The organism is Plasticicumulans lactativorans, from assembly GCF_004341245.1.
GTDB lineage: Bacteria > Pseudomonadota > Gammaproteobacteria > Competibacterales > Competibacteraceae > Plasticicumulans_A > Plasticicumulans_A lactativorans.
Genome location: NZ_SLWY01000021.1, coordinates 1 through 20,171, shown reverse-complemented (window position 1 = coordinate 20,171; position 20,171 = coordinate 1). Strand labels below are relative to the sequence as shown.

The 20,171-nt window shown below is 74.0% G+C and carries 19 protein-coding genes; 10 read left to right on the top strand and 9 right to left on the bottom strand.

Annotated elements, in window-relative coordinates:
- Nucleotides 1-6: 6 nt before the first annotated feature.
- The 4 genes from EV699_RS16715 to EV699_RS16700 all read right to left on the bottom strand — a co-directional run bounded on the left by EV699_RS16715 (nt 7) and on the right by EV699_RS16700 (nt 6,303).
- The gene (locus EV699_RS16715; RefSeq protein WP_132544891.1) at nt 7-1,311 is read right to left on the bottom strand and encodes an acetyl-CoA C-acetyltransferase; all 1,305 of its coding nucleotides are present in this window, start codon (nt 1,309-1,311) and stop codon (nt 7-9) included.
- A 16-nt stretch (nt 1,312-1,327) separates the two neighbouring features.
- The gene (locus tag EV699_RS16710; RefSeq protein ID WP_132544889.1) at nt 1,328-1,843 is read right to left on the bottom strand and encodes a hypothetical protein; all 516 of its coding nucleotides are present in this window, start codon (nt 1,841-1,843) and stop codon (nt 1,328-1,330) included.
- 61 nt (nt 1,844-1,904) lie between these two features.
- The gene (locus tag EV699_RS16705) at nt 1,905-3,851 is read right to left on the bottom strand and encodes a 3-hydroxyacyl-CoA dehydrogenase NAD-binding domain-containing protein (RefSeq protein WP_132544887.1); all 1,947 of its coding nucleotides are present in this window, start codon (nt 3,849-3,851) and stop codon (nt 1,905-1,907) included.
- Between the two features lies 1 nt (nt 3,852).
- Nucleotides 3,853-6,303: an acyl-CoA dehydrogenase gene (locus EV699_RS16700; RefSeq protein ID WP_132544885.1), complete on the bottom strand. Its 2,451-nt coding sequence runs from the start codon at nt 6,301-6,303 to the stop codon at nt 3,853-3,855.
- Nucleotides 6,304-6,547: 244 nt separating this feature from the next.
- Here EV699_RS16700 and fabR point away from each other — a divergent pair, with 244 nt between their 5' ends.
- Nucleotides 6,548-7,162, top strand: a complete 615-nt coding sequence (gene fabR / locus EV699_RS16695; RefSeq protein WP_132544883.1) for an HTH-type transcriptional repressor FabR — start codon at nt 6,548-6,550, stop codon at nt 7,160-7,162.
- A gap of 12 nt (nt 7,163-7,174) precedes the next feature.
- On the opposite strand, the gene EV699_RS16690 is transcribed toward fabR, so the two are convergent.
- Genes EV699_RS16690 through purB form a run of 3 tightly spaced genes read right to left on the bottom strand, consistent with a single transcriptional unit; the run spans nt 7,175 to nt 10,199 of the window.
- Nucleotides 7,175-7,615 carry a GNAT family N-acetyltransferase gene (locus EV699_RS16690; RefSeq protein WP_132544881.1) on the bottom strand — a complete coding sequence of 147 codons (441 nt, stop codon included), beginning with the start codon at nt 7,613-7,615 and terminating at the stop codon, nt 7,175-7,177.
- Nucleotides 7,612-8,787, bottom strand: coding sequence for a cupin domain-containing protein (locus tag EV699_RS16685; RefSeq protein ID WP_132544879.1), 1,176 nt, complete (start codon nt 8,785-8,787; stop codon nt 7,612-7,614). The genes EV699_RS16690 and EV699_RS16685 overlap by 4 nt, the downstream gene beginning before the upstream one ends.
- Before the next feature lie 41 nt (nt 8,788-8,828).
- Nucleotides 8,829-10,199 (bottom strand): adenylosuccinate lyase, encoded by a 1,371-nt coding sequence (purB, locus tag EV699_RS16680; protein ID WP_132544877.1) that lies wholly within the window; start codon nt 10,197-10,199, stop codon nt 8,829-8,831.
- Between the two features lie 126 nt (nt 10,200-10,325).
- Between purB and EV699_RS16675 the strand changes: the two genes are divergently transcribed.
- The 3 genes from EV699_RS16675 (at nt 10,326) to EV699_RS16665 (ending at nt 13,389) form a co-directional block, all read left to right on the top strand.
- The gene (locus EV699_RS16675) at nt 10,326-12,299 is read left to right on the top strand and encodes a monovalent cation:proton antiporter family protein (protein ID WP_132544874.1); all 1,974 of its coding nucleotides are present in this window, start codon (nt 10,326-10,328) and stop codon (nt 12,297-12,299) included.
- A 50-nt stretch (nt 12,300-12,349) separates the two neighbouring features.
- Nucleotides 12,350-12,751 (top strand): HIT domain-containing protein, encoded by a 402-nt coding sequence (locus tag EV699_RS16670; RefSeq protein ID WP_132544872.1) that lies wholly within the window; start codon nt 12,350-12,352, stop codon nt 12,749-12,751.
- 410 nt (nt 12,752-13,161) lie between these two features.
- Nucleotides 13,162-13,389: a hypothetical protein gene (locus EV699_RS16665; RefSeq protein WP_132544870.1), complete on the top strand. Its 228-nt coding sequence runs from the start codon at nt 13,162-13,164 to the stop codon at nt 13,387-13,389.
- A gap of 114 nt (nt 13,390-13,503) precedes the next feature.
- Here the strand turns inward: EV699_RS16665 and EV699_RS16660 are convergent, their stop codons facing one another.
- Nucleotides 13,504-14,280 carry a DODA-type extradiol aromatic ring-opening family dioxygenase gene (locus tag EV699_RS16660; RefSeq protein ID WP_132544868.1) on the bottom strand — a complete coding sequence of 259 codons (777 nt, stop codon included), beginning with the start codon at nt 14,278-14,280 and terminating at the stop codon, nt 13,504-13,506.
- Between the two features lie 187 nt (nt 14,281-14,467).
- Here EV699_RS16660 and EV699_RS16655 point away from each other — a divergent pair, with 187 nt between their 5' ends.
- From EV699_RS16655 to EV699_RS16630, 6 genes are read left to right on the top strand one after another with little or no spacing between them, the layout of a single operon-like run.
- Nucleotides 14,468-14,971, top strand: coding sequence for a hydrogenase maturation protease (locus EV699_RS16655; protein ID WP_165904183.1), 504 nt, complete (start codon nt 14,468-14,470; stop codon nt 14,969-14,971).
- The gene (locus tag EV699_RS16650; RefSeq protein WP_132544864.1) at nt 14,952-16,037 is read left to right on the top strand and encodes a 4Fe-4S dicluster domain-containing protein; all 1,086 of its coding nucleotides are present in this window, start codon (nt 14,952-14,954) and stop codon (nt 16,035-16,037) included. The genes EV699_RS16655 and EV699_RS16650 overlap by 20 nt, the downstream gene beginning before the upstream one ends.
- 17 nt (nt 16,038-16,054) lie before the next feature.
- Nucleotides 16,055-16,537, top strand: coding sequence for a cyclic nucleotide-binding domain-containing protein (locus tag EV699_RS16645; RefSeq protein WP_243662712.1), 483 nt, complete (start codon nt 16,055-16,057; stop codon nt 16,535-16,537).
- Complete coding sequence (locus EV699_RS16640) at nt 16,534-17,388, top strand: FAD/NAD(P)-binding protein (RefSeq protein ID WP_132544862.1); 855 nt, start codon at nt 16,534-16,536, stop codon at nt 17,386-17,388. Before EV699_RS16645 ends, EV699_RS16640 begins: the two co-directional genes overlap by 4 nt.
- Nucleotides 17,385-18,179 (top strand): NADH-quinone oxidoreductase subunit B family protein, encoded by a 795-nt coding sequence (locus tag EV699_RS16635; protein ID WP_132544860.1) that lies wholly within the window; start codon nt 17,385-17,387, stop codon nt 18,177-18,179. Before EV699_RS16640 ends, EV699_RS16635 begins: the two co-directional genes overlap by 4 nt.
- Nucleotides 18,176-19,486: a Ni/Fe hydrogenase subunit alpha gene (locus EV699_RS16630; protein WP_132544858.1), complete on the top strand. Its 1,311-nt coding sequence runs from the start codon at nt 18,176-18,178 to the stop codon at nt 19,484-19,486. Before EV699_RS16635 ends, EV699_RS16630 begins: the two co-directional genes overlap by 4 nt.
- A gap of 9 nt (nt 19,487-19,495) precedes the next feature.
- On the opposite strand, the gene EV699_RS16625 is transcribed toward EV699_RS16630, so the two are convergent.
- The gene (locus EV699_RS16625; RefSeq protein WP_132544856.1) at nt 19,496-20,026 is read right to left on the bottom strand and encodes a DUF3617 domain-containing protein; all 531 of its coding nucleotides are present in this window, start codon (nt 20,024-20,026) and stop codon (nt 19,496-19,498) included.
- Nucleotides 20,027-20,171 lie beyond the last annotated feature (145 nt).

The window sequence follows — 20,171 nt, the reverse complement described above, 5'->3', positions numbered from 1 at the left end:
CGCGCCTCAGCCTGCCGCGGCGCCTTCGACGATCGCCGCCAGGCCCATGCCGCCGGCGGTGCACACCGACACGAGCGCCCGCCCGCCGCCGCGGACGGCGAGCTGCTTCGCCGCGGTGGCGAGGATGCGCGCGCCGGTCGCCGCGAACGGGTGGCCGTAGGCGAGGCTCGACCCCACCGGGTTGAGCCGTGCCGGGTCGATCGCGCCGAGTGGTGCGGCGAGGCCGAGCTGCGCGCGGCAGTAGTCGGCGGACTCCCACGCGCGCAGCGTGCACAGCACCTGGGCGGCGAAAGCCTCGTGGATCTCGTAGAAGTCGAAGTCCTGCAGGCGCAGCCCGCTGCGGCCGAGCAGTTCGGCGACCGCGACGGTCGGCGCCATCAGCAGCCCGGCGTCGTTGACGAAATCCACCGCCGCCACCCGGGCCGGCCCGAGCCAGGCCAGCACCGGCAGCCCGTGCGCGCGCGCCCAGTCCTCGCTGGCGAGCAGCACCGCGGCGGCGCCGTCGGTGAGCGGTGTGCTGTTGCCGGCGGTCAGCGTGCCGGCATCGGAGCGGTCGAAGACGGGCTTGAGCGCGGCCAGCGCCGCGGCGCTGGCGTCGTCGCGCACGAGGTTGTCGCGCAGCACGCCGGCGCACGGCACCAGCAGCTCGTCGAGGAAGCCGGCGTCGCGTGCGGCACTGGCCTTGCGGTGGCTGTCGAGGGCGAGCGCGTCCTGTTCGGCGCGGCCGATGCGCCATTCCTTCGCCATGCGCTCGCAGTGCTCGCCCATCGACAGCCCGGTGCGCGGCTCGGCCGGGCTCGGCGGCACCGGCGCGAGTTCGCGCGGCGAGAAGCCGCGCAGCGCGGCCAGGCGCTCGCGCAGCGTGCGCGCCCGTGACAGCGCGAGCAGGCGGTGCGCGAAGCGCGCACCGAACACGAGCGGCACGTCCGAGGCGGTGTCGACGCCGGCGGCGATGCCGCAGTCGATGGCGCCGCTCGCGATCTTCGCGCCGAGCTGCAGCGCCGCCTGCAGGCTGGTGCCACAGGCCTGCACCAGGGTGTAGGCGGGCGTGCTCGGTGCGAGCGCGGTCGACAGCAGCGCCTCGCGCGCGAGGTTCCAGTCGCGGCTGTGCGCGGTCACGGCGCCGGCGCCGACCTCGTCGAGGTGCACGCCGGCGAGGCCGTAGCGCTCGACCAGGCCCTGCAGCGCGGTGACCAGCAGGTCGAGGTTGCCGAGCTCGGCGTAGCCGGTGTTGGCGCGGCAGAAGGGCGTGCGCACGCCGCCGACGATGGCGACGCGGCGCAGGCCGGGCGGGGTGAGGGGGTTGTTCATGGTGCGGGCGCGGCGCTCAGGGCGCGACCTGGCGGTAGTACTGCTCGCGCACGCGCCCGCCCCATTTCAGGAACACCTGGCGCAGCGCGGTGGTGGTCGCGGGTGCGAGCGGCGGCACCGGCATGTCGTGGACGAAGATGTCGGCGGTGCCGGGGTCGAAGATGCCGCCGCTGATGCCGGGCTCGCGGAAGGCCAGCAGCGGCAGCGACAGCCCGTAGAGGATGCCCGACTCCAGGTGGTTCCACGGGCTCGGGAAGCGCACCGTGCCGGCCTCGCGCCGCTCGCCCGGCGTGCCCTGCTTCCAGGTGCCGCCGGCGGCCTCGAACTGCGCGAAGCCGAGGATCACGCCGCCGGCGCAGTGGCGCGCCAGCGCGTAGACCTCGCGCAGCGGCAGGTCCGCCGGGTAGTCGCTGCGCCCGAGCGCGCGCGCCTCGAAATCCTGCTCGGCGAGCAGGGCGACGATGCCGTCGCGCACCTCGTTCTGCTGCGGCGACAGGCTCGAAGGGGCGGACACGAACACGGGGAGCGGCATGGCGCGGAGTTCCGGTGGCGGCGGGGTGGGTTTCAGCTTGGCACGCGGCGCGCCCGGCTGCTCAGGCGAGGCCCTGGTAGCGCAGCGGCCCGCCGGTGAACGGCGCGAAGCCGGTGCCGAAGACCACGCCGGCATCGAGCAGGTCGGCGTCGGCGACGATGCCCTCGGCGAGCGCGGTGCGGCATTCGGCGAGCAGCGGCGCGAGCAGGCGCTCGCCCAGCGCCGCCAGTGCGGCGGCATCGGCCGTATCGGCGGCTCCGCGCTGCGGCCTGCCGTTGCGCCAGTCGTAGAGGCCGCGGCCGGCCTTCCTGCCGAGGCGGCCGGCGGCGATCAGCGCGTCGAGCTGCGCCCGCGCCGCCGCAGCCTCGGTGCCGCCGAGGTGGCCGGCGACCTGGCGGCAGACGTCCAGGCCGACCGTGTCGGCGAGCTCGATCGGCCCCATCGGCATGCCGAAGGCGCTCGCCGCGGCGTCCAGGGTTTCCTTCGGTGTGCCGTCGTCGAGGTGCAGGCGCAGCGCCTGCAGCAGGTAGGGTGCGAGCACGCGGTTGACGAGGAAGCCGGGCGCCGAGCGCACCGGCAGCGGCAGCTTGCCGATGGCGCCGGCGAAGGCGCAGCCGCGGGCGAGCGGGTCGGGCGCGGTGGCGCTGCCGTGCACCACTTCGACCAGCGGCATCTGCGCCACCGGGTTGAAGAAGTGCAGGCCGATCAGGCGTTGCGGCGCCGCGAGCCCGGCCGCCAGCGCCTCCAGCGGCAGCGCCGAGGTGTTGGTGGCGAGCAGCGCCGCGGGGGCGAGGCGCGGCTCGATCGCGGCGAACAGCGCGCGCTTGGCGTCGAGGTCCTCGAAGATCGCCTCGATCACCACGTCGGCGCGGGGCAGGCCGCGGCCTTCGGGGTCGGCGCGCAGGCGCGCGCCGGCGCTCTGCACCGCGACCGGCGACTTCAGGCGCTTGTGGAACAGCACCGCGGCGCGCGCCAGCGCCGGGCGGATGCGCTCGATGCCCTGGTCCTGCAGCGTGACCTCGCAGCCGCGCAGCGCGCACCACGCGGCGATGTCGCCGCCCATCACGCCGGCGCCGATCACGTGCACGCGGCGCACGCTGAACGCCGCGGCCTTGGCCTCGCCCTTCAGCCGCTCCATCAGCTGGAACACCCGGCGCAGGCCGCGCGAGGTGGCGCCGAGCAGCAGCTCGGGGGTGCGCTCGATCTCGCCGGCGAAGAGTGCGGCACGGCTGCCGCCGTGCGTGCGCCAGTGCTCGATCAGCGCGTAGGGGGCGGGGTAGTGCGCGGGTGCGGCCTTCTTCGCCACCTGCCGCGTCATCACCGCGGCCACCACCTGGCGCACCGGCCAGGTGTCGCCGATGCGATCGAGGAGCCCCGGTGCGCGCGTGCGCCGGCCCGCGAGCACCGCGCGGCGCGCCGCCCAGCGCAGCGACTGGTGCGGGCCGATCACCTCGTCGACCAGGCCGAGCGCGCGCGCCGCGCGCGCGCCGAGCGGGCGCGCGCCCAGCATCAGCGTCAGTGCGCGGACCCCGCCGAGGCGCGCGCAGGCGCGTGCGCTGCCGCCGAAGCCGGGGAAGATGCCGAGCTGCACCTCGGGAAAGCCGATGCGGGTGGCCTCGACGTCCTGGGCGATGCGGTAGCGGCAGGCGAGCGCGAGTTCGAGCCCGCCGCCGAGGCAGAAGCCGCGGATCGCGGCGACGCTCGGACAGGGCAGGGCTTCGAGGCGGTCGAAGGTCGCGTGCACCGCGCGCAGGCGCGCGCGGGCGGCGTCGAGCGCGTCGAGCGCGTCGAACTCGCGCACGTCGGCGCCGGCGATGAAGCCGCTGGCCTTGCCCGACTGCAGCACCAGGCCGCGCGGCGGCGCGGCTTCGAGTGCGGCGACGCACGCGGCGAGCTCGTCGAGCACCTCGGCCGACAGGCTGTTGGTGGTGGCGTCGGCACGATCGAGCGTGAGCCAGGCGACGTCGTCGAGATCGCGTTCGCACCGCCAGTGGCGCCAGGCGGCCATCTCAGGCGGCACCCGGGTGGCCGACCGCCAGCACGCGCGCGCCGCCGAGTTCGGCGGGGCTGAAGTCGTCGACCGCGATGGCCTGGCGCACGCGCGCGTGCGCCTCGGCGAGCAGCGCGACCTCGGTGGCGTCGAGCACGCCGGCGGCGCGGGCGGCGTCGGGGGCGGCGCTGGTCAGGCGGCCGTCGCGCCGCGCCGCGTGCAGGCGCGCTTCCAGCGCCTCGGCGGGGCCGGCCAGCGTGAAGGCGCGCTCCAGGCAGCCGGTGGCCTCCTGTACGTCGTGGCTGCAGTAGAGGCCGCAGGTGAGGCGCTCACGCGCCGGGCCGGGGGTGAGCATCAGCGCGACCACGCGCGCGCCGTTGGCGTCGCTCGCGCCGTGCATGCGCCGGCCGAACGGGAACAGCAGCGCACGCAGCAGCCGCCCGAGCCACGGCAGCGGGAAGTTCGCGAGCACGCCGGAGAGCTGGCGCTCGATCGTGCACAGGCTGGTCGCGCAGGCGTAGTCGACGAAGGCGAGGTCCTCCGCCGGGCGGCCGTCGTCCTCGAAGCGCTTGAGCACCGCGCTCGCCAGATAGAGCTCGGCGAGGCCGTCGGCGAAGCGCCCGGAGAGCTTCTCGCGACGCTTGAGTTCGCCGCCGAGCAGCAGCAGCGCGAGGTCGGAGACCAGCGCGAAGGCCGCCGCCAGGCGCGACAGCTCGCGGAACCAGCGGCGCGTGGCGGGCGCGCCGTCGGCGGGCACCGCGGCCCAGCGCCCGCCGCTCAGGGCGTGGCCCCAGGCGCGCGCGAGGTTGCCGAGCAGGTGGCCGACGTGGCCGGTGAAGGCGTCGTCGAAGGCCGCGAGCGCGGCCTTCGGGTCGCTGTCGCGGGCGGCCTCGATCTCCTTCAGCAGCCACGGGTGGCAGCGCATCGCGCCCTGGCCGAAGACGATCAGCGAGCGCGTGAGGATGTTCGCGCCCTCGACGGTGATGCCGACCGGCACCGCCTGGTAGGTGCTGGCGAGGTAGTTGGACGGGCCGGCGCAGATGGCCTTGCCGCCGTGTATGTCCATGGCATCGTTGACCGCCTCGCGCATGCGCTCGGTGGCCTGGTACTTCATGATCGCCGAGACCACCGCCGGCTTCTCGCCGAGGTCGAGCGCGACGTTGGTCAGCCGGCGCGCCGCCTCCAGCAGGTAGGCGTGCCCGCCGATGCGCGCGAGCGCCTCCTCGATGCCCTCGAAGCGCCCGACCGGCACCTTGAACTGGCGGCGGACGCGGGCGTAGGCGCCGGCGACGCGGGCGGCGAACTTCGCCGAGGTGGTGCCCATCGCCGGCAGCGAGATGCCGCGTCCGGCGGCGAGGCAGTTCATCAGCATCATCCAGCCCTTGCCGGCGTAGCCGGCGCCGCCAATCACCCAGTCGAGCGGGATGAACACGTCGTCGCCCTGGGTCGGGCCGTTCATGAACGCCTGGTTGCCGGGGAAGTGGCGCCGGCCGATGCGCACGCCGGGGTGTGCGGTCGGGATCAGCGCGAGCGTGATGCCGAGCTGCGGCGCGCCGCCGAGCAGCCGCTCGGGGTCGTCGAGCTGGAAGGCGAGCCCGAGCACGGTCGCCACCGGGGCGAGGGTGATGTAGCGCTTGTCCCAGCTCACGCGGATGCCGAGCACCTCGCGCCCGTCGTGCTCGCCGCGGCAGACCACGCCGCGGTCGGGGATGCTGGCGGCGTCGGAGCCGGCCTCGGGGCCGGTCAGCGCGAAGCAGGGGATGTCCTCGCCGCGCGCGAGCCGCGGCAGGTAGTGGCGGCGCTGCGCCTCGGTGCCGTAGTGCAGCAGCAGCTCGGCCGGGCCGAGGGAGTTCGGCACCATCACCGTGACCCCGGCGCTCACCGAGCGCGAGGCGACCTTCGACACCACCGCCGAGTGCGCCTCGGCGGAGAAGCCGAGGCCGCCGTGTTCCTTCGGGATGATCATGCCGAGGAAGCCCTGTTCGCGGATGAAGCGCCAGGCCTCGGGGGAGAGGTCGCGCCGCTCGTGGGTGATCGCCCAGTCGTCGAGCATCGCGCAGAGGCGTTCGGTGGGGCCGTCGAGGAAGGCCTGCTCCTCGATGCTGAGCGCCGCCGGCGGGTAGGCGAGCAGGCGGTTCCAGTCCGGACGGCCGCCGAACAGCTCGCCTTCCCACCACACGCTGCCGGCTTCGAGCGCCTCGCGCTCGGTGTCGGACATCGGTGGCAGCAGCCGGCGGAAGGTGCGCAGCAGCGGTGCGCTGATCCAGCGGCGGCGCAGCGGCGCGACGGCGAACGCGGCGAGCAGCAGCCACGCCAGCCACAGCAGCGTGGGCAGCTCCTCGCGGAAGGTGAGCTCGGCCAGGCCGAGCGCGGCGCCGAGGGCGACGACCGCGGCGACGAGCGACAGCGAGAACCCCGCGCAGACGAGGCCGCCGAGCACGGCGAGCAGGGTCAGGGTGAGGGCGGACATCGGCGACCTCCTTGCGGCAGCGATGCCGGGCCGTTCCGGCGCGGCGGCGCACGACGCCGCGAACATCGGGCGTACGCGTGTCAGCCAAGCTAGCGAGGCCCGCCGGGAGCGTCAACCGCGGCCCGCCCTGCGCAGCGTCTACGGCCAGCGGGCGCAGCGGAGGTAGGCGGGCTGAATTCGCCCGACGCTGCATGTATCGTGCGTGGCCGCGGCCGTGGGCCGCGTCCTCCAGGTCGACCGCCGCATGACCACGCGCCAGGAACAGAAACGAAAGACGCGCCGGGCCCTGCTCGACGCCGCGCTGCGCAACCTCGGTCCCGAACGCGGCTTTGCGAGCCTGAGCCTGCGCGAGGTCGCGCGCGAGGCCGGCATCGCGCCGACCTCGTTCTACCGCCACTTCCACGACCTCGACCAGCTCGCGCTGGCGCTGGTCGACGAGGCCGGCGCGGCGCTGCACGAGGCGCTCGGCCGCGCCCGCGAGCGCGCGCGCGTCGACGGCGACGTGGTGCGCGGCTCGGTCGAGGCGTTCATGGAGTACCAGGCGCAGCACGCGGCGCTGTTCCGCCTGCTGCTGCGCGAGCGCGCCGGCGGCTCGGAGGCGTTCCGCACGGCGATCCGCGACGCCTTCCGCCACTTCGCCGACGAACTCGCCGAAGCCTTCGGGCGCGACAACGAGATGCGCGAGATCGCCCCCGACGACGCCGGACTGGTCGCCGAGGCCATGGTCACGCTGGTGTTCGATACCGGCGCCGAGACCCTCGACCTCGATGCCGCCGCGCGCGCCGCGGCCACCGAGCGGCTGATCCGCCAGCTGCGCATCCTGCGCGCCGGCGCCCGCGCGATCGTGCCGTCGGCCTGAGCGGCGGCGGCCTCAGGCGAGGCGCCGGCGCATCACGCGGTGCGCGATGCCGGCTTCGATGAAAGTGTCGCCCTCGGCGACGAAGCCGAGCGCGGCGTAGAAGGGTTCGGCGCGCAGCTGCGCGTTGAGGACCACCTCGCGCAGGCCGGCCTCGCGGGCGAGCTCGACCAGCCGCGCCATCAGCGCCTGGCCGAGCCCCTGGCCGCGCCAGGCGCGCAGCACCGCGAGGCGGCCGATGTGGCCGTCGGGCAGCAGGCGCCCGGTGGCCACCGGGGTGCCGTCGGCGGCGCGCACCAGCACGTGGCGGCTGAGCGCGTCCCAGTGGTCCTGCTCCAGTTCGACCGGCACGCCCTGTTCCTCGACGAACACCGCGTGGCGCACCGCGTAGAGCGCCGCGTGGTCGCGCGTCCAGTCGGTGACGGCGAGGTGCCAGTCGGCTGCACGTCGCGTCATTCCTCGTAGATCACCAGGTAGCCCTCGTTCAGCAGGTCGAGCAGCAGGTCCATCGCGGCGTCCTGCGCCAGCGCGGGCTTCAGCAGGCGGGCGTCGTAGACGCGGTAGCGGCACAGCAGGCGGGCGAGCCCGGCGACGCTCGGGCCGAGCACGAACTCCTGGCCGTCGACGAACAGCGCGACCGCGTCCTTGCCGTGGTCGATGTAGGCGAAGCGCGAGCCGGGGTTGCGTTCGAGCGTGCCGCCGTTCTTCAGGAACTCGCGCAGCTCGCGCTCGTTGTAGGGCTGGTCCTCGGGCTCGGCGACGAAGCCGGGCTTGGGCTCGGTGATGTAGCGCCCGAACCAGCTCTCGATGACGTCGTCGCTGGTCAGCAGGTGGCTGCGGATCAGGTGCTTGACGCGCGCCAGCGCGTCGGCAGCGAGTTCGCCCGGGTTGTCCTGCGGCTCCAGCTCGGGGTCGCCGTAGCGCGCCTGGCCGTCGAGCTCCTCCATCAGGAAGTCGACGAAGCGCCCGACCATGTCGCCGTTGGCCGGGGCGCGGAAGCCGATCGAGTAGGTCATGCAGGCGTCGAGGGCGACGCCGAAGTGGGCGACGCGCGGCGGCAGGTAGAGCATGTCGCCGGGTTCGAGCACCCAGTCCTGCTCGGGCTCGAAGTCGTCCATGATGCGCAGCTCGGTGTCCGGCAGCATGTTGTCGGGGTCGACCGGCTGGCAGCTGATCTGCCAGTGGCGCCGGCCCAGGCCCTGCAGCAGGAACACGTCGTAGTCGTCCCAGTGCGGCCCCACCGAGCCGTAGGGCGCGGCGTAGCTGATCATCAGGTCGTCGATGCGCCAGTCGGGGATGAAGCGGAAGTGCTCGACGATGCGCGCGAGGTCGGGGGCGTGCTTGTCGACGTCCGACACCAGGAGCGTCCAGTGCGTCTCCGGCAGGTCGAGGAACACCTCGTCGTCGAACGGCCCGCGCCTGAGCTCCCACGGCCGCTTGCCGCCCTTCTCGCGGACGATGCGCGAGACCACGTCCTCCTCGCAGGCGAGCCCGGCGAGCTCCTCGGGCGAGATCGGCGAGGTGAAGCCGGGCAGCGCCCCGCGCACCAGCAGCGGCTTCTTCTGCCAGTAGTCGCGCAGGAAGGTTTCGAGGGTGAGGCCGCCCAGCAGGGCCAGCGGCTGCTTCATGTCGGTCTCCGGACCGGTGACGGGTGGGGGCGGGCGCCGCGCTAGATGCGCCGCGCCTGTTCGGCGGCGTTGCCGGTGTAGCTGGCGGGGGTCAGCGCGAGCAGGCGCGCGCGCGCCTCGGCGGGCAGCTCGAGCGTCTCGATGAAGGCGCGCAGCCCGGCGGCGTCGATGCGCCGGCCGCGGGTCAGCGCCTTGAGCTTCTCGTAGGGCTGCTCGATGCCGTAGCGGCGCATCACCGTCTGGATCGGCTCGGCCAGCACCTCCCAGTTGGCGTCGAGGTCGGCGGCGAGCGCCTCGGGGTTCGCCTCCAGCTTGCCGATGCCGCGGGCGAGCGCGGCGTAGGCGATCTGGCCGTGGCCGAAGGCGAGCCCCAGCGCGCGCAGCACGGTGGAGTCGGTGAGGTCGCGCTGCCAGCGCGACACCGGCAGCTTCTGCGCGAAGTGGCCGAGCAGCGCGTTGGCGATGCCGAGGTTGCCCTCGGCGTTCTCGAAGTCGATCGGATTGACCTTGTGCGGCATCGTCGACGAGCCGATCTCGCCGGCGACGGTCTTCTGGCGGAAGTAGCCGAGCGCGACGTAGCCCCAGACGTCGCGCGCGAAGTCGATCAGCACCGTGTGCGTGCGCGCGAGCGCGTCGCACAGCTCGGCGATGTAGTCGTGCGGCTCGATCTGGATCGTGTAGGGGTTCCAGGCGAGGCCGAGGTCGTCCTCGACGAAGCGGCGCGCGTGCGCCTCCCAGTCGATCTCCGGGTAGGCGGCGAGGTGCGCGTTGTAGTTGCCGACCGCGCCGTTGATCTTGCCGAGCAGGTCGACCGCGGCGAGCTGCATGCGGGCGCGCCTGAGGCGGTGGACGACGTTCGCCATCTCCTTGCCGAGCGTGGTCGGCGAGGCCGGCTGGCCGTGGGTGCGCGACAGCATCGGCAGCGCGGCGTGGGCGTGGGCGAGCGCGCCCAGCGCGGCGATGAGTTCGTCCAGCGCCGGCAGCAGCACCTGCGCGCGCGCCTCGCGCAGCATCAGCGCGTAGGCGAGGTTGTTGATGTCCTCGGAGGTACAGGCGAAGTGGATGAACTCCGTCACCGCCTCCAGCTCGGCGTTGCCGGCGACGCGCTCCTTGATGAAGTACTCGACCGCCTTGACGTCGTGGTTGGTGGTGCGCTCGATGTTCTTCACCCGCTGCGCGTCCTCCGCGCTGAAGTGCTCGACCAGGTGGTCGAGCACGTGGCGGGCGTGCGCCGACAGCGCCGGCACCTCGGCGATGTCCGGATGGCGCGCGAGCGCCTGCAGCCAGCGCACCTCCACCAGCACGCGGTGGCGGATCAGGCCGTACTCGCTGAAGATCGGGCGCAAGGGGGCGGTCTTGTCGGCATAGCGGCCGTCGACCGGGGACAGGGCGGTCAGCGCGGTGAGTTCCATCGCAGGCACTCCGGGAGGGGCGGGCGTCAAGGCGCGCGGATCATACACCAAGCCCCGGCGCCGGCCGATCCGCCGCCGCGTGCTAAGCTCGCGCCCCCCGTCGCCCCCGCCTGCGGAGCCCGTCGCGTGTCGCCCGCGCTCGTCAACCAGTGGCTGATCCTGCTCGCCGGCGCGGTGCTGGTGGTGGCGCTGTGCCGGCGCCTGCGCCAGCCGCCGATCCTCGCCTACCTGGCGCTCGGCGCGGTGATCGGCCCGGCCGGCGGCGGGCTGATCGCCTTCAGCCCGCAGCTCGACACCGTCGCCGAGATCGGCGTGGTGTTCCTGCTGTTCACCATCGGCCTGGAGTTCTCGCTGCCGCAGCTGCGCGTGATGCGCCGCGAGGTGTTCGGCCTCGGCGCCGCGCAGGTGCTGCTGACCACCGCGCTGGTGACGGCGGGCGGCTGGCTGCTGGGGCTGCCGCCGGCCGAGGCCTTCGTCTGCGGCGGCGTGCTGGCGGCGTCGTCGACCGCGGTGGTGGTGCGCCAGCTCGCCGAGCAGCTCGAACTCGCGCTGCCGCACGGGCGCGCCGCGGTCGGCGTGCTGCTGTTCCAGGACCTCGCCGTGGTGCCGTTCCTGATCGTGATCCCGCTGCTCGGCGACCACGGCGGCGTCGACGCCGCGACGCTCGGCCTCGCACTGCTCAAGGGCCTCGCGATCTTCGCCGCGCTGCTGCTGCTCGGCGGGCGCGTGCTGCGCCCGCTGTTCGCCGAGGTCGCTCGCGCGCGCTCCGAGGAGCTGTTCACGCTCACCGTGCTGATGGTGGCGCTGCTCGCCGCGGCGCTGACCCACGCCGCCGGCCTGTCGTCGGCGCTCGGCGCCTTCCTCGCCGGCGTGCTGCTCGGCGAGACCGAGTTCCGCCACCAGATCGAGGCCACCATCCGGCCGTTCCGCGACGTGCTGCTCGGCCTCTTCTTCGTCAGCGTCGGCATGTGGCTCGACGTGCGCGACCTCGTCGCGCACGACCTCGACATCCTCGGGCTGCTGCTCGCGCTGGTGCTCGGCAAGGCGGTGCTGGTGGCCGGGCTCGCGCGCGCCTTCGGCCTCGGCGGCGCCGATGCGCTGCGCTCCGGGATGGTGCTCGCGCAGGGCGGCGAGTTCGGCTTCGTGATGCTCGCGCTGGCCCGCGACCACGCACTGATCGCGCCGGGCACGCTCGATCGCGTCGCCGCGGTCGTGGTGCTGAGCCTGCTGCTGACGCCGCTGCTGGTGCGCCACGCCGGCACGCTGGCCGGGGCGCTGCTGCGCTTCGACGTCGCCCGCGCGCAGCAGGCCGCGCTCGCCGACATCGCCGCGGCGAGCGCGGCGCTCAGCGGGCACGTGCTGATCTGCGGCTACGGCCGCGTCGGTCAGAACACCGCGCGCTTCCTCGAACGCACCGGCTTCGAGTACGCCGCGATCGACCTCGACCTCGGCCGCGTGCGCGAGGCGCGCGCCGCCGGCGAGCGGGTCGGCTACGGCGACGCGGCGCGCCCCGAGCTGCTCGAAGCCGCCGGCATCGCCCGCGCCCGCGTGCTGGTGGTCAGCCACGACGACGCCCGCGCCACGTTGCGCACCCTCGAATACGTGCACGCGCGCTACCCGACGCTGCCGGTGCTGGTGCGCACCCGCGACGACGCCCGCCTCGGCGAGCTGGTCGCGGCCGGCGCCACCGAGGTGATCCCCGAGACCCTCGAAGGCAGCCTGATGCTGATCTCGCACCTGCTCGCGCTGCTGCAGGTCGGGCCGCGCACGATCCTGCGCGAACTGCGCGAGGTGCGCCGCAACCGCTACCGGCTGCTGCACCAGCGCTACCTCGGCGTCGGCAGCGCCGAGGACGTCGACGAGGAGCTCGCGCGCCTGCAGGCGGTGTCGCTGCCGGCCGGCGCGCACGCGACGGGACGTTCGCTCGCCGAGCTCGCGCTCGGCGAACTCGGCGTCGCCGTCACCGCGCTGAAGCGCGACGGCGTGCGCTGCGCCGATCCGCTGCCCGAGGCGGTGCTGCGCGCCGACGACGTGCTGGTGCTCTACGGCACGCCCGAGCGGCTCGCGCGCGCCGAGGCGCGCCTGCTCGACGGCGGGTGAACGCCCCGCCGCACCTTCGCCCGATCCGCCCCCGCCCCGGAGCCGAGACCATGTTCGAACTGCATCCCCGCCTCGCCGCCGACACCGTCGAGGTGTGCCGCCTGCCGCTGTCGCACCTGCTGCTGATGGACGACGCGCGCTTCCCCTGGCTGATCCTGGTGCCCGCGCGCACCGGTGCGCGCGAGCTGCACCGCCTCGACCCCGTCGACCGCGCGCAGCTGCTGGACGAGATCGTGCGCGCCTCGACCGCGCTCGAGACCCTGTTCAGCCCCGACAAGCTCAACGTCGGCGCGCTCGGCAACCTCGTGCCGCAACTGCACGTGCACGTGGTCGTGCGGCGCGTCGGCGACGCCGCGTGGCCCGGCCCGGTGTGGGGCAGCGGCAGCCGCGAACCCTACGCAGCACCGGCGCGCGAGGCGCTGCGCACCCGCCTCGCCGCCGCGCTGGCCTGACACAGGCGGCGCCGAGCCCAGTCCGGCGCGGCCCGCTTGTACGACCGCCACTTCCTTCCCCGCGGCAACGCGCGATACCGCGGTCCGCCGGGGTCGGGCGAGAGGCCGGTTGCGAGGTACGGTGCAAATTGCGAAGGCCGTGTTGCGTGTTGTTGTATCTTTGATCCAACCATTTAGAAAACTTGCAACAGACGTGATCGCTGCTACAACAGAAGCGTGGCTGGAACGCCCGGAAAGGATGCGGTTCGTGCCGCTGCGCCAGCAGGGGGATCGCGCGATACGGCTAACGGCACACCCTTTGCAATGTCTAATTCGAGCGAGGCACAGCGCCGATCGGACGGCGTCACTCGCGGTATTTGGGCCTCGGATTCTTGCCCGCGTTCGCGCGGGAACAGCACGGAGAGTTCGCCATGCATGCTCTCGATCTCCCGCTCATCGTTGCCCGCCATCGCGCGGAAGAGGAACTCGCCGCGTACCGGGGAGCCGCCGTTCACGCCCGTCATCTCTTGCTCGACCCCACGGTCGATGCCGAAGCGCGCGAGCTCGCCGAGCTCGTCGCCGAGGCCACGCACCGGGCGTGGCTGCTGTCGCAGGCCGATTGCGAGGCACTGGTCGCGCACGCGCCGGCGCTGCGCTGACGCCGTCCCGCCCGCCGCCCGGCACCGTGGCCGGGCGTCAATAAATCTTCCAGTCCCGCCCCCCGTCCGTACCGGTCGGTCCGCCGGCCGCGCCGCGCGCCCGCCGCGACCCGCTCACTGGAACGCATAGGCATCCATGCGCAGCATGCCGTAGGTGGTGCTGCGGTGCAGGCGCTCGACCCGCGGCTCGGCGCCGCCCGCGCCGAGCGCGACGAACAGCGGCAGCAGGTGCTCTTCGGTGGGGTGGTTGTCGCGCGCGAACGGCGCCCTGTCCCGGTAGTGCAACAGGTCGTCCTCACGTCCGTCGCGCAGCGCGGCATCCATCCAGTCGGCGAAGGCGGTGACGTCGGCGCTCTCCGGCGTGTCGATCGGCTGCCCGCGAAAGCGCCGCAGATCGTGCGTGAAGCTGCCCGAGCCGATCACCAGCACGCCGTCAGCGCGCAGCGGGGCGAGCGCCCGGCCGAGCCGCAGGTGATGCGCCGGACCCGCGTCGCTCTGTACCGATACCTGCAGCACGGGCAGGTCGGCGGCCGGGTACATCATGCGCAGCGGTACCCAGGCGCCGTGGTCGAGCCCGCGCTGCGGATCGAGGCCGGCCGTGAAGCCGGCGGCCTCGAGGCGCGCGACGATGCGTGCGGCCAGCTCGGGCGCGCCCGGCGCCGGGTAGCGCAGCGCATACAGCGGCGCCGGGAAGCCGTAGAAGTCGTGGATGGTGTCGTTGCTCGCCACGGCGTTGAGCCGCGGCGTCGGCGTTTCCCAGTGCGCGGAGGCGACGAGGATGGCGCGCGGCTGCTCGAACGCCTGGCCCAGGCCTTCGAGGAAGTGGCGTGCGGGCGCGTCGGTGAGCGACAGCACCGGGGCGCCGTGGCTGAGGAACAGGCTCGGTAGCATGGCGGTGATCTCCACGGGCGCCGGACGGCGCCGTCTGCATGCACTGTAGGCCGATGGGCGGGCGTCGGGCAGGGGCTGGATGCAGCGCTCGCCTGCGTGTGCGCATGGCCCGCCGCTGCCAGGGCGCAAAAAGCTGATCGAGCGCATGGAAGGGGGCACGCGAGCCGCTAGCCTTGCTCGGGTGGACATGACGCTGCTGCTGGGAATCGGGGTCGAGGCGCGCGGCGACGACGGTGCCGGCCTCGCCGTCGCCCGCCGGGTCGCCCGCCGCGGCGTGCCGGGCTGGACGGTGGAGCTCGCGCCCGGCGAGGCGGGCGGGCTGCTCGCGCGCTGGGAGGGCTGGCAGCGGGTGGTGGTGGTCGATGCCGCGCGCGCCGCGCAGCCGCCGGGCACTTGGCTGCGCCTCGCGGCGAGCGACCCCCGCCTGGTCACGGCGCGCGGCGCATCGACGCACGGGCAGGGGCTCGCCGAGGCGGTGCGCCTGGCGCGGGTGCTCGACCGGCTGCCGGCCGAGCTGGTGCTGCTCGCGGTCTGCGGCGAGCGCTTCGAGCGCGGTGCCGGCCTGAGCGCACCGGTCGCGGCCGCGGTGGCGCGGCTCGCCGCGCGGCTCGCGACGGGGAGGTTGCCGGCGCCGGGGGTGACCCCGCCGGCGTTGCAGGGGGATGGGGACGATGAAGCGATTGACGCTTGACGGGCTGGAGGCGCTGTTCGCGGCGCTGCGCGGGCAGGGCTTCGAGCTGATCGGACCGCAGCTGCGCGACGCTGCACTGGTGCTCGGGCCGCTCGAACACGCCGCCGAGCTGCCGGTGGGCTGGACCGACACGGCGCAGGACGGCGGCCGCTACCGCCTCGCGCGGCGGCCGGACCGCGCGCACTTCGGCTACGTGGTCGGCCCGCAGTCGTGGAAGCGCTACCTGTTCCCGCCCGAGGAGGTGCTGTTCCGCGCCCGCCGCAGCGGGGAGGGCTTCGCGCTCGATCCGGCCGAGCCGCCGCCGCGCCGGGCCTTCATCGGCGTGCGGGCGTGCGATCTCGCCGCGATCCAGGTGCAGGACCGCATCTTCGTGCACGATCCGGGCTACCAGGCGCGCCGTGCCGCCGCCTTCATCGTCGCGGTGAACTGCACCGAGGCGGGCGGGACGTGCTTCTGCGTGTCGCAGGACACCGGTCCGCAGGCCCGCGGCGGCTTCGACCTCGCCCTCACCGAACTCTGCACCGACGCCCGCCACGCGTTCGTCGCCGAGGCCGGCTCGGCCGCCGGCGCGGCGCTGCTCGACGCGCTGCCGGGCGAGGCCGCCGATGCCGCCGACCTCGCGGCGGCGCGCGACGCGATCGCCCACGCCGCCGCGCACATGGGCCGCCGGCTCGACAACGCCGGGCTGGCCGAGGCGCTGCGCGCGCGGCTCGAACACCCGCACTGGCAGCAGGTCGCCGAGCGCTGCCTGTCGTGCGGCAACTGCACGATGGTGTGCCCGACCTGCTTCTGCGCGAACGTCGAGGACCGCGCGAGCCTCGACGGCGACAGCGCCGAGCGCGTGCGCAGCTGGGATTCGTGCTTCAACCTCGAACACTCCTACATCGTCGGCGGCAACGTGCGCAGCAGCGGTGCGGCGCGCTACCGCCAGTGGCTCACGCACAAGCTCGCGCACTGGCACGACCAGTTCGGCGTGTCCGGCTGCACCGGCTGCGGGCGCTGCATCACCTGGTGCCCGGTGGGCATCGACATCACCGCCGAGGCCGCCGCGCTGCGGGCCGGCTGAGCGCAGGGGGAAACGCGATGGGCGAGATCACAGGCTTGGACCGGCTGCTCGGCGAGCACCCGTTCTTCGCGGGCATGCCGCCCGACGTGGCGAAGCTGCTCGCCGGCTGCGCGCGCAACGTCGTCTTCGAGGCCGGCCGTTACGTGTTCCGCGAGGGCGGGGCGGCCGACCAGTTCTACCTGCTGCGCCACGGCACGGTGACGCTCGAGGTGCGCGTGCCGGGGCGCGAACCGCTGGTGGTCGACACGCTGCAGGAGGGCGACGTGATCGGCTGGTCGTGGCTGCTGCCGCCGTACCAGTGGAGCATGGACGCGCGTGCGCAGACCCTGGTGCGCACGCTCGCGCTCGACGCCGTCTGCCTGCGCGGCAAGCTCGACGCCGAGCCGGCGCTCGGCTACGAACTGTTCCGCCGCTTCGTGCCGGTGATGGGGCGGCGGCTGATGGCGGCGCGGCTGCAGCTCGCCGACCTCTACGCCCGCCCGAGCGGAGGCCGTGGATGAGCGCGCTGCCGCTGCCGGCGGGCGACGCCCTGCTGTGGCGCCCCGAGCCCTACCGCATCGAGCGGGTGCGGCGCGATCTGGCCGATACCTTCTCGCTCGACCTCGTGCCCGCCGGCGGCGGCGCGCCGCTCGCCTTCCGGCCCGGGCAGTTCAACATGCTCTACGCCTTCGGGCTCGGCGAGGTGCCGATCAGCATCAGCGGCGACGCCGAGGCCGGCGGGCCGCTGGTGCACACGATCCGCGCGGTCGGCCCGGTCACCGAGGCGATGCGCGGGCTGCGCGCGGGGGCCGTGCTCGGCGTGCGCGGCCCCTTCGGCAGCCACTGGCCGGTGGTCGAGGCCGAGGGCATGGACCTGGTGATCATCGCCGGCGGCGTCGGCCTCGCTCCGCTGCGCCCGGCGATCTACTACGCGCTGCGCCACCGCCGCCGCTTCGGCCGCGTGTGCATCTTCTACGGCGCGCGTACCCCCGACGACCTGCTCTACAAGGCCGAGCTCAAGCGCTGGCGCGGCGAGTTCGACCTGGTGGTCGACGTCACCGTGGACCGCGCCAGCCACGACTGGGCCGGCAAGGTCGGCGTGGTGACGCGGCTGGTGGAAGGCGGCGGCTACGACCCGCTGCACACCGTCGCGCTGGTCTGCGGGCCGGAGGTGATGATGCGCTACGCCGCCCGCGCGCTGCTGGCGCGCGGGGTGGCGCGCGAGGGTATCTTCCTGTCACTGGAGCGCAACATGAAATGCGCGGTCGGCCTGTGCGGCCACTGCCAGCTCGGCCCGCACTTCGTCTGCAAGGATGGGCCGGTGTTCCGGCTCGATCAGGTCGAACGACTGCTGGCGGTGGACGAACTATGAACACCCGCTCTGCCCGCAATGCCCAGGCGCCGCGCCGGCCGCGGCTCGCGGTCTGGAAGTTCGCCTCCTGCGACGGCTGCCAGCTGTCGCTGCTCGACTGCGAGGACGAACTGCTCGCGGTCGCCGAGGCGGTGGAACTGGCGTACTTCCCCGAGGCGACCTCGACGGTGCTGCCCGGCCCCTACGACATCTCGCTGGTCGAGGGTTCGATCACCACGCCGCACGACCGCGAGCGCATCCAGCAGGTGCGCCGGCAGTCGAAGCGGCTGGTGACGATCGGCGCCTGCGCCACCAGCGGCGGCATCCAGGCCCTGCGCAACGGCCGCGACGTCACCGAGTTCGCGCGCATCGTCTATGCGCGGCCGGAGTACATCGACACCCTCGCCACCTCGACGCCGATCGCCGCGCACGTGCGGGTGGACCACGAACTGCGCGGCTGCCCGATCGACAAGGGCCAGCTGCTCGCCACGCTCGCCGCGCTGCTGCACGGCCGGCGGCCGCCGCTGCCGAGCCACAGCGTGTGCGAGGCGTGCAAGCGCGCCGGCCACGTGTGCGTGATGGTCGCGCACGGCACACCCTGCCTCGGGCCGGTGACGCAGACCGGCTGCGGCGCGCTGTGCCCGGGCTGCGCGCGCGGCTGCTACGGCTGCTTCGGGCCCAAGGAAACGCCGAACACCGCGGCGCTGTCGGCCCATCTCGCCGCCCTGGGGATGGACGACGCGGCGCGCCGGCGCCTGTACCAGACCTTCAATGCCGGGGCGGAAGCCTTCCGCAAGGCGGGTGATGCATGACGACGAGCAGGACGCGGGTCATCGAGGTCGACACGCTCGCCCGCGTCGAAGGCGAGGGCGCGCTGACGCTGCGCGTGCGCGGCGAACAGTTGCTCGGCGTGGAGTTCCGCATCTTCGAGCCGCCGCGCTTCTTCGAGGCCTTCCTGCGCGGGCGCGACTTCCGCGAGGTGCCCGACATCACCGCGCGCATCTGCGGCATCTGCCCGATCGCCTACATGATGGGGGCCTCGCAGGCGCTGGAGGATGTCTGCGGCGTGACCGTGGACGGCACGCTGCGCGTGCTGCGCCGGCTGATCTACTGCGGCGAGTGGATCGAGAGCCACGTGCTGCACATGTTCCTGCTGCACCTGCCCGACTTCCTCGGCGTGCCCGACGCCGTCGCGCTGGCGGCGACGCACCGCGAGGCGGTGACCCAGGCGCTGCGGGTGAAGAAGCTCGGCAACGAGATCATGCGCGCGGTCGGCGGGCGCGAGATCCACCCGGTCAACCTGCAGCTCGGCGGCTTCTACCGCGCCCCGGAGCGCTCGCGCCTCGCCGCGCTGCTGCCCGAGATCGCGTGGAGCGAGGCGGCGCTGCGCCACCTGCTCGACGTGCTCGCCGCGCTGCATTTCCCGGCGTTCGAGGTCGACTACGAGTTCATGGCGCTGCGCCACCCCGACGAGTACGCGATCGACCGCGGCGAGCAGCTCGTCACCTCGACCGGCATCGCCGCGCCGCTTTCCGGCTACGACGCGCTGCTGACCGAGAACCACGTGCGCCATTCCACCGCGCTGCAGAGCCGCCGCGCCGACACCGGCACGCCGGTGCACCTCGGCCCGCTCGCGCGCGTCAACCTGAACCGCGCGCAACTGCCGGCGGAACTGCAGGTGCTCGCCGAGGCGCTCGGGCTGCCGCCCGACTGCCGCAATCCGTTCAAGGCGATCCTGGCGCGCGGCATCGAGGTGCTCTACGCGCTCGGCGAGGCGCGGCGGCTGATCGAGGCTTACCGCGAGCCCGCGACGCCGGCCGTGACGGTCGAGCCGCGCGCCGGTACCGGCTTCGGCGCCACCGAGGCGCCACGCGGCATCTGCTACCACCGCTACGCCATCGACGCCGGCGGCCAGGTGCTGGATGCGAAGATCGTCGCGCCGACCTCGGTCAACCAGCGCCAGATCGAGGCCGATCTGTACCGCTTCGCCGCGACGCGCCTCGCGCTGCCCGACGCCGAGCTGCGCCACGACTGCGAGCAGCTGATCCGCAACTACGACCCGTGCATCTCGTGCTCGACGCACTTCCTCGACCTGCGCATCGAGCGCGAGCCCGGCTGAGCCGGCCGCTCAGGGCGTCCCGCCCGCCGGGGCGTGCTTCATCATGTCCTTGAGGTTCATGCCGCCGTGCCCCGGCATGATGACGTCGCCGGGCTTCTGCCCGGGCTGGCACGGCCCGAGCCAGCGCGCCTGCAGCGTCATCGACGACGCCTTCATGCCCGCCATCGGCGGGTCGTAGCTGACCGCGATCTCGCCGCGGTAGGCGGTTTCGAAGTCGCCCTCGAAGTAGCCGCGGGTGGTCGAGGTGGTCTCGCCGATGCGGCAGACCGAATCGATCACGATGCGCCCGCCCTCGCGGCGCATCTCGTGCTTCGAGCACATCTCGCGGCTCATCTGCTCGCCGCGGCTGCGCATCAGGTCGTCGGTGGCGGCGTCGATGCACTGCTGGATGGCTGGCATCGTCCGGCCTTCGGTGCCGCCGATCTGCGTGGTGACCTCCCACAGCCCGGACTTGCGCCGGGGCATGTCGTCGGCGGCGGTGGCGAGCGCGGGGACGGCGGCGCAGGCGAGCGCCAGCAGCATCAGGCGGTGACGGGGCATCGGGCGGGCTCCGGCAGCGGCCTCCGCAGCGGGGCGGGAGGCCGGGAGGGGGGGAGAGCAACTGTCTTCGAAGTCAAGCGCTGATGGCCAAGTTGATGTGGCGCGCGGCATTCCAAGTTGTCTGATCCCGCAGCATCGCATTGAG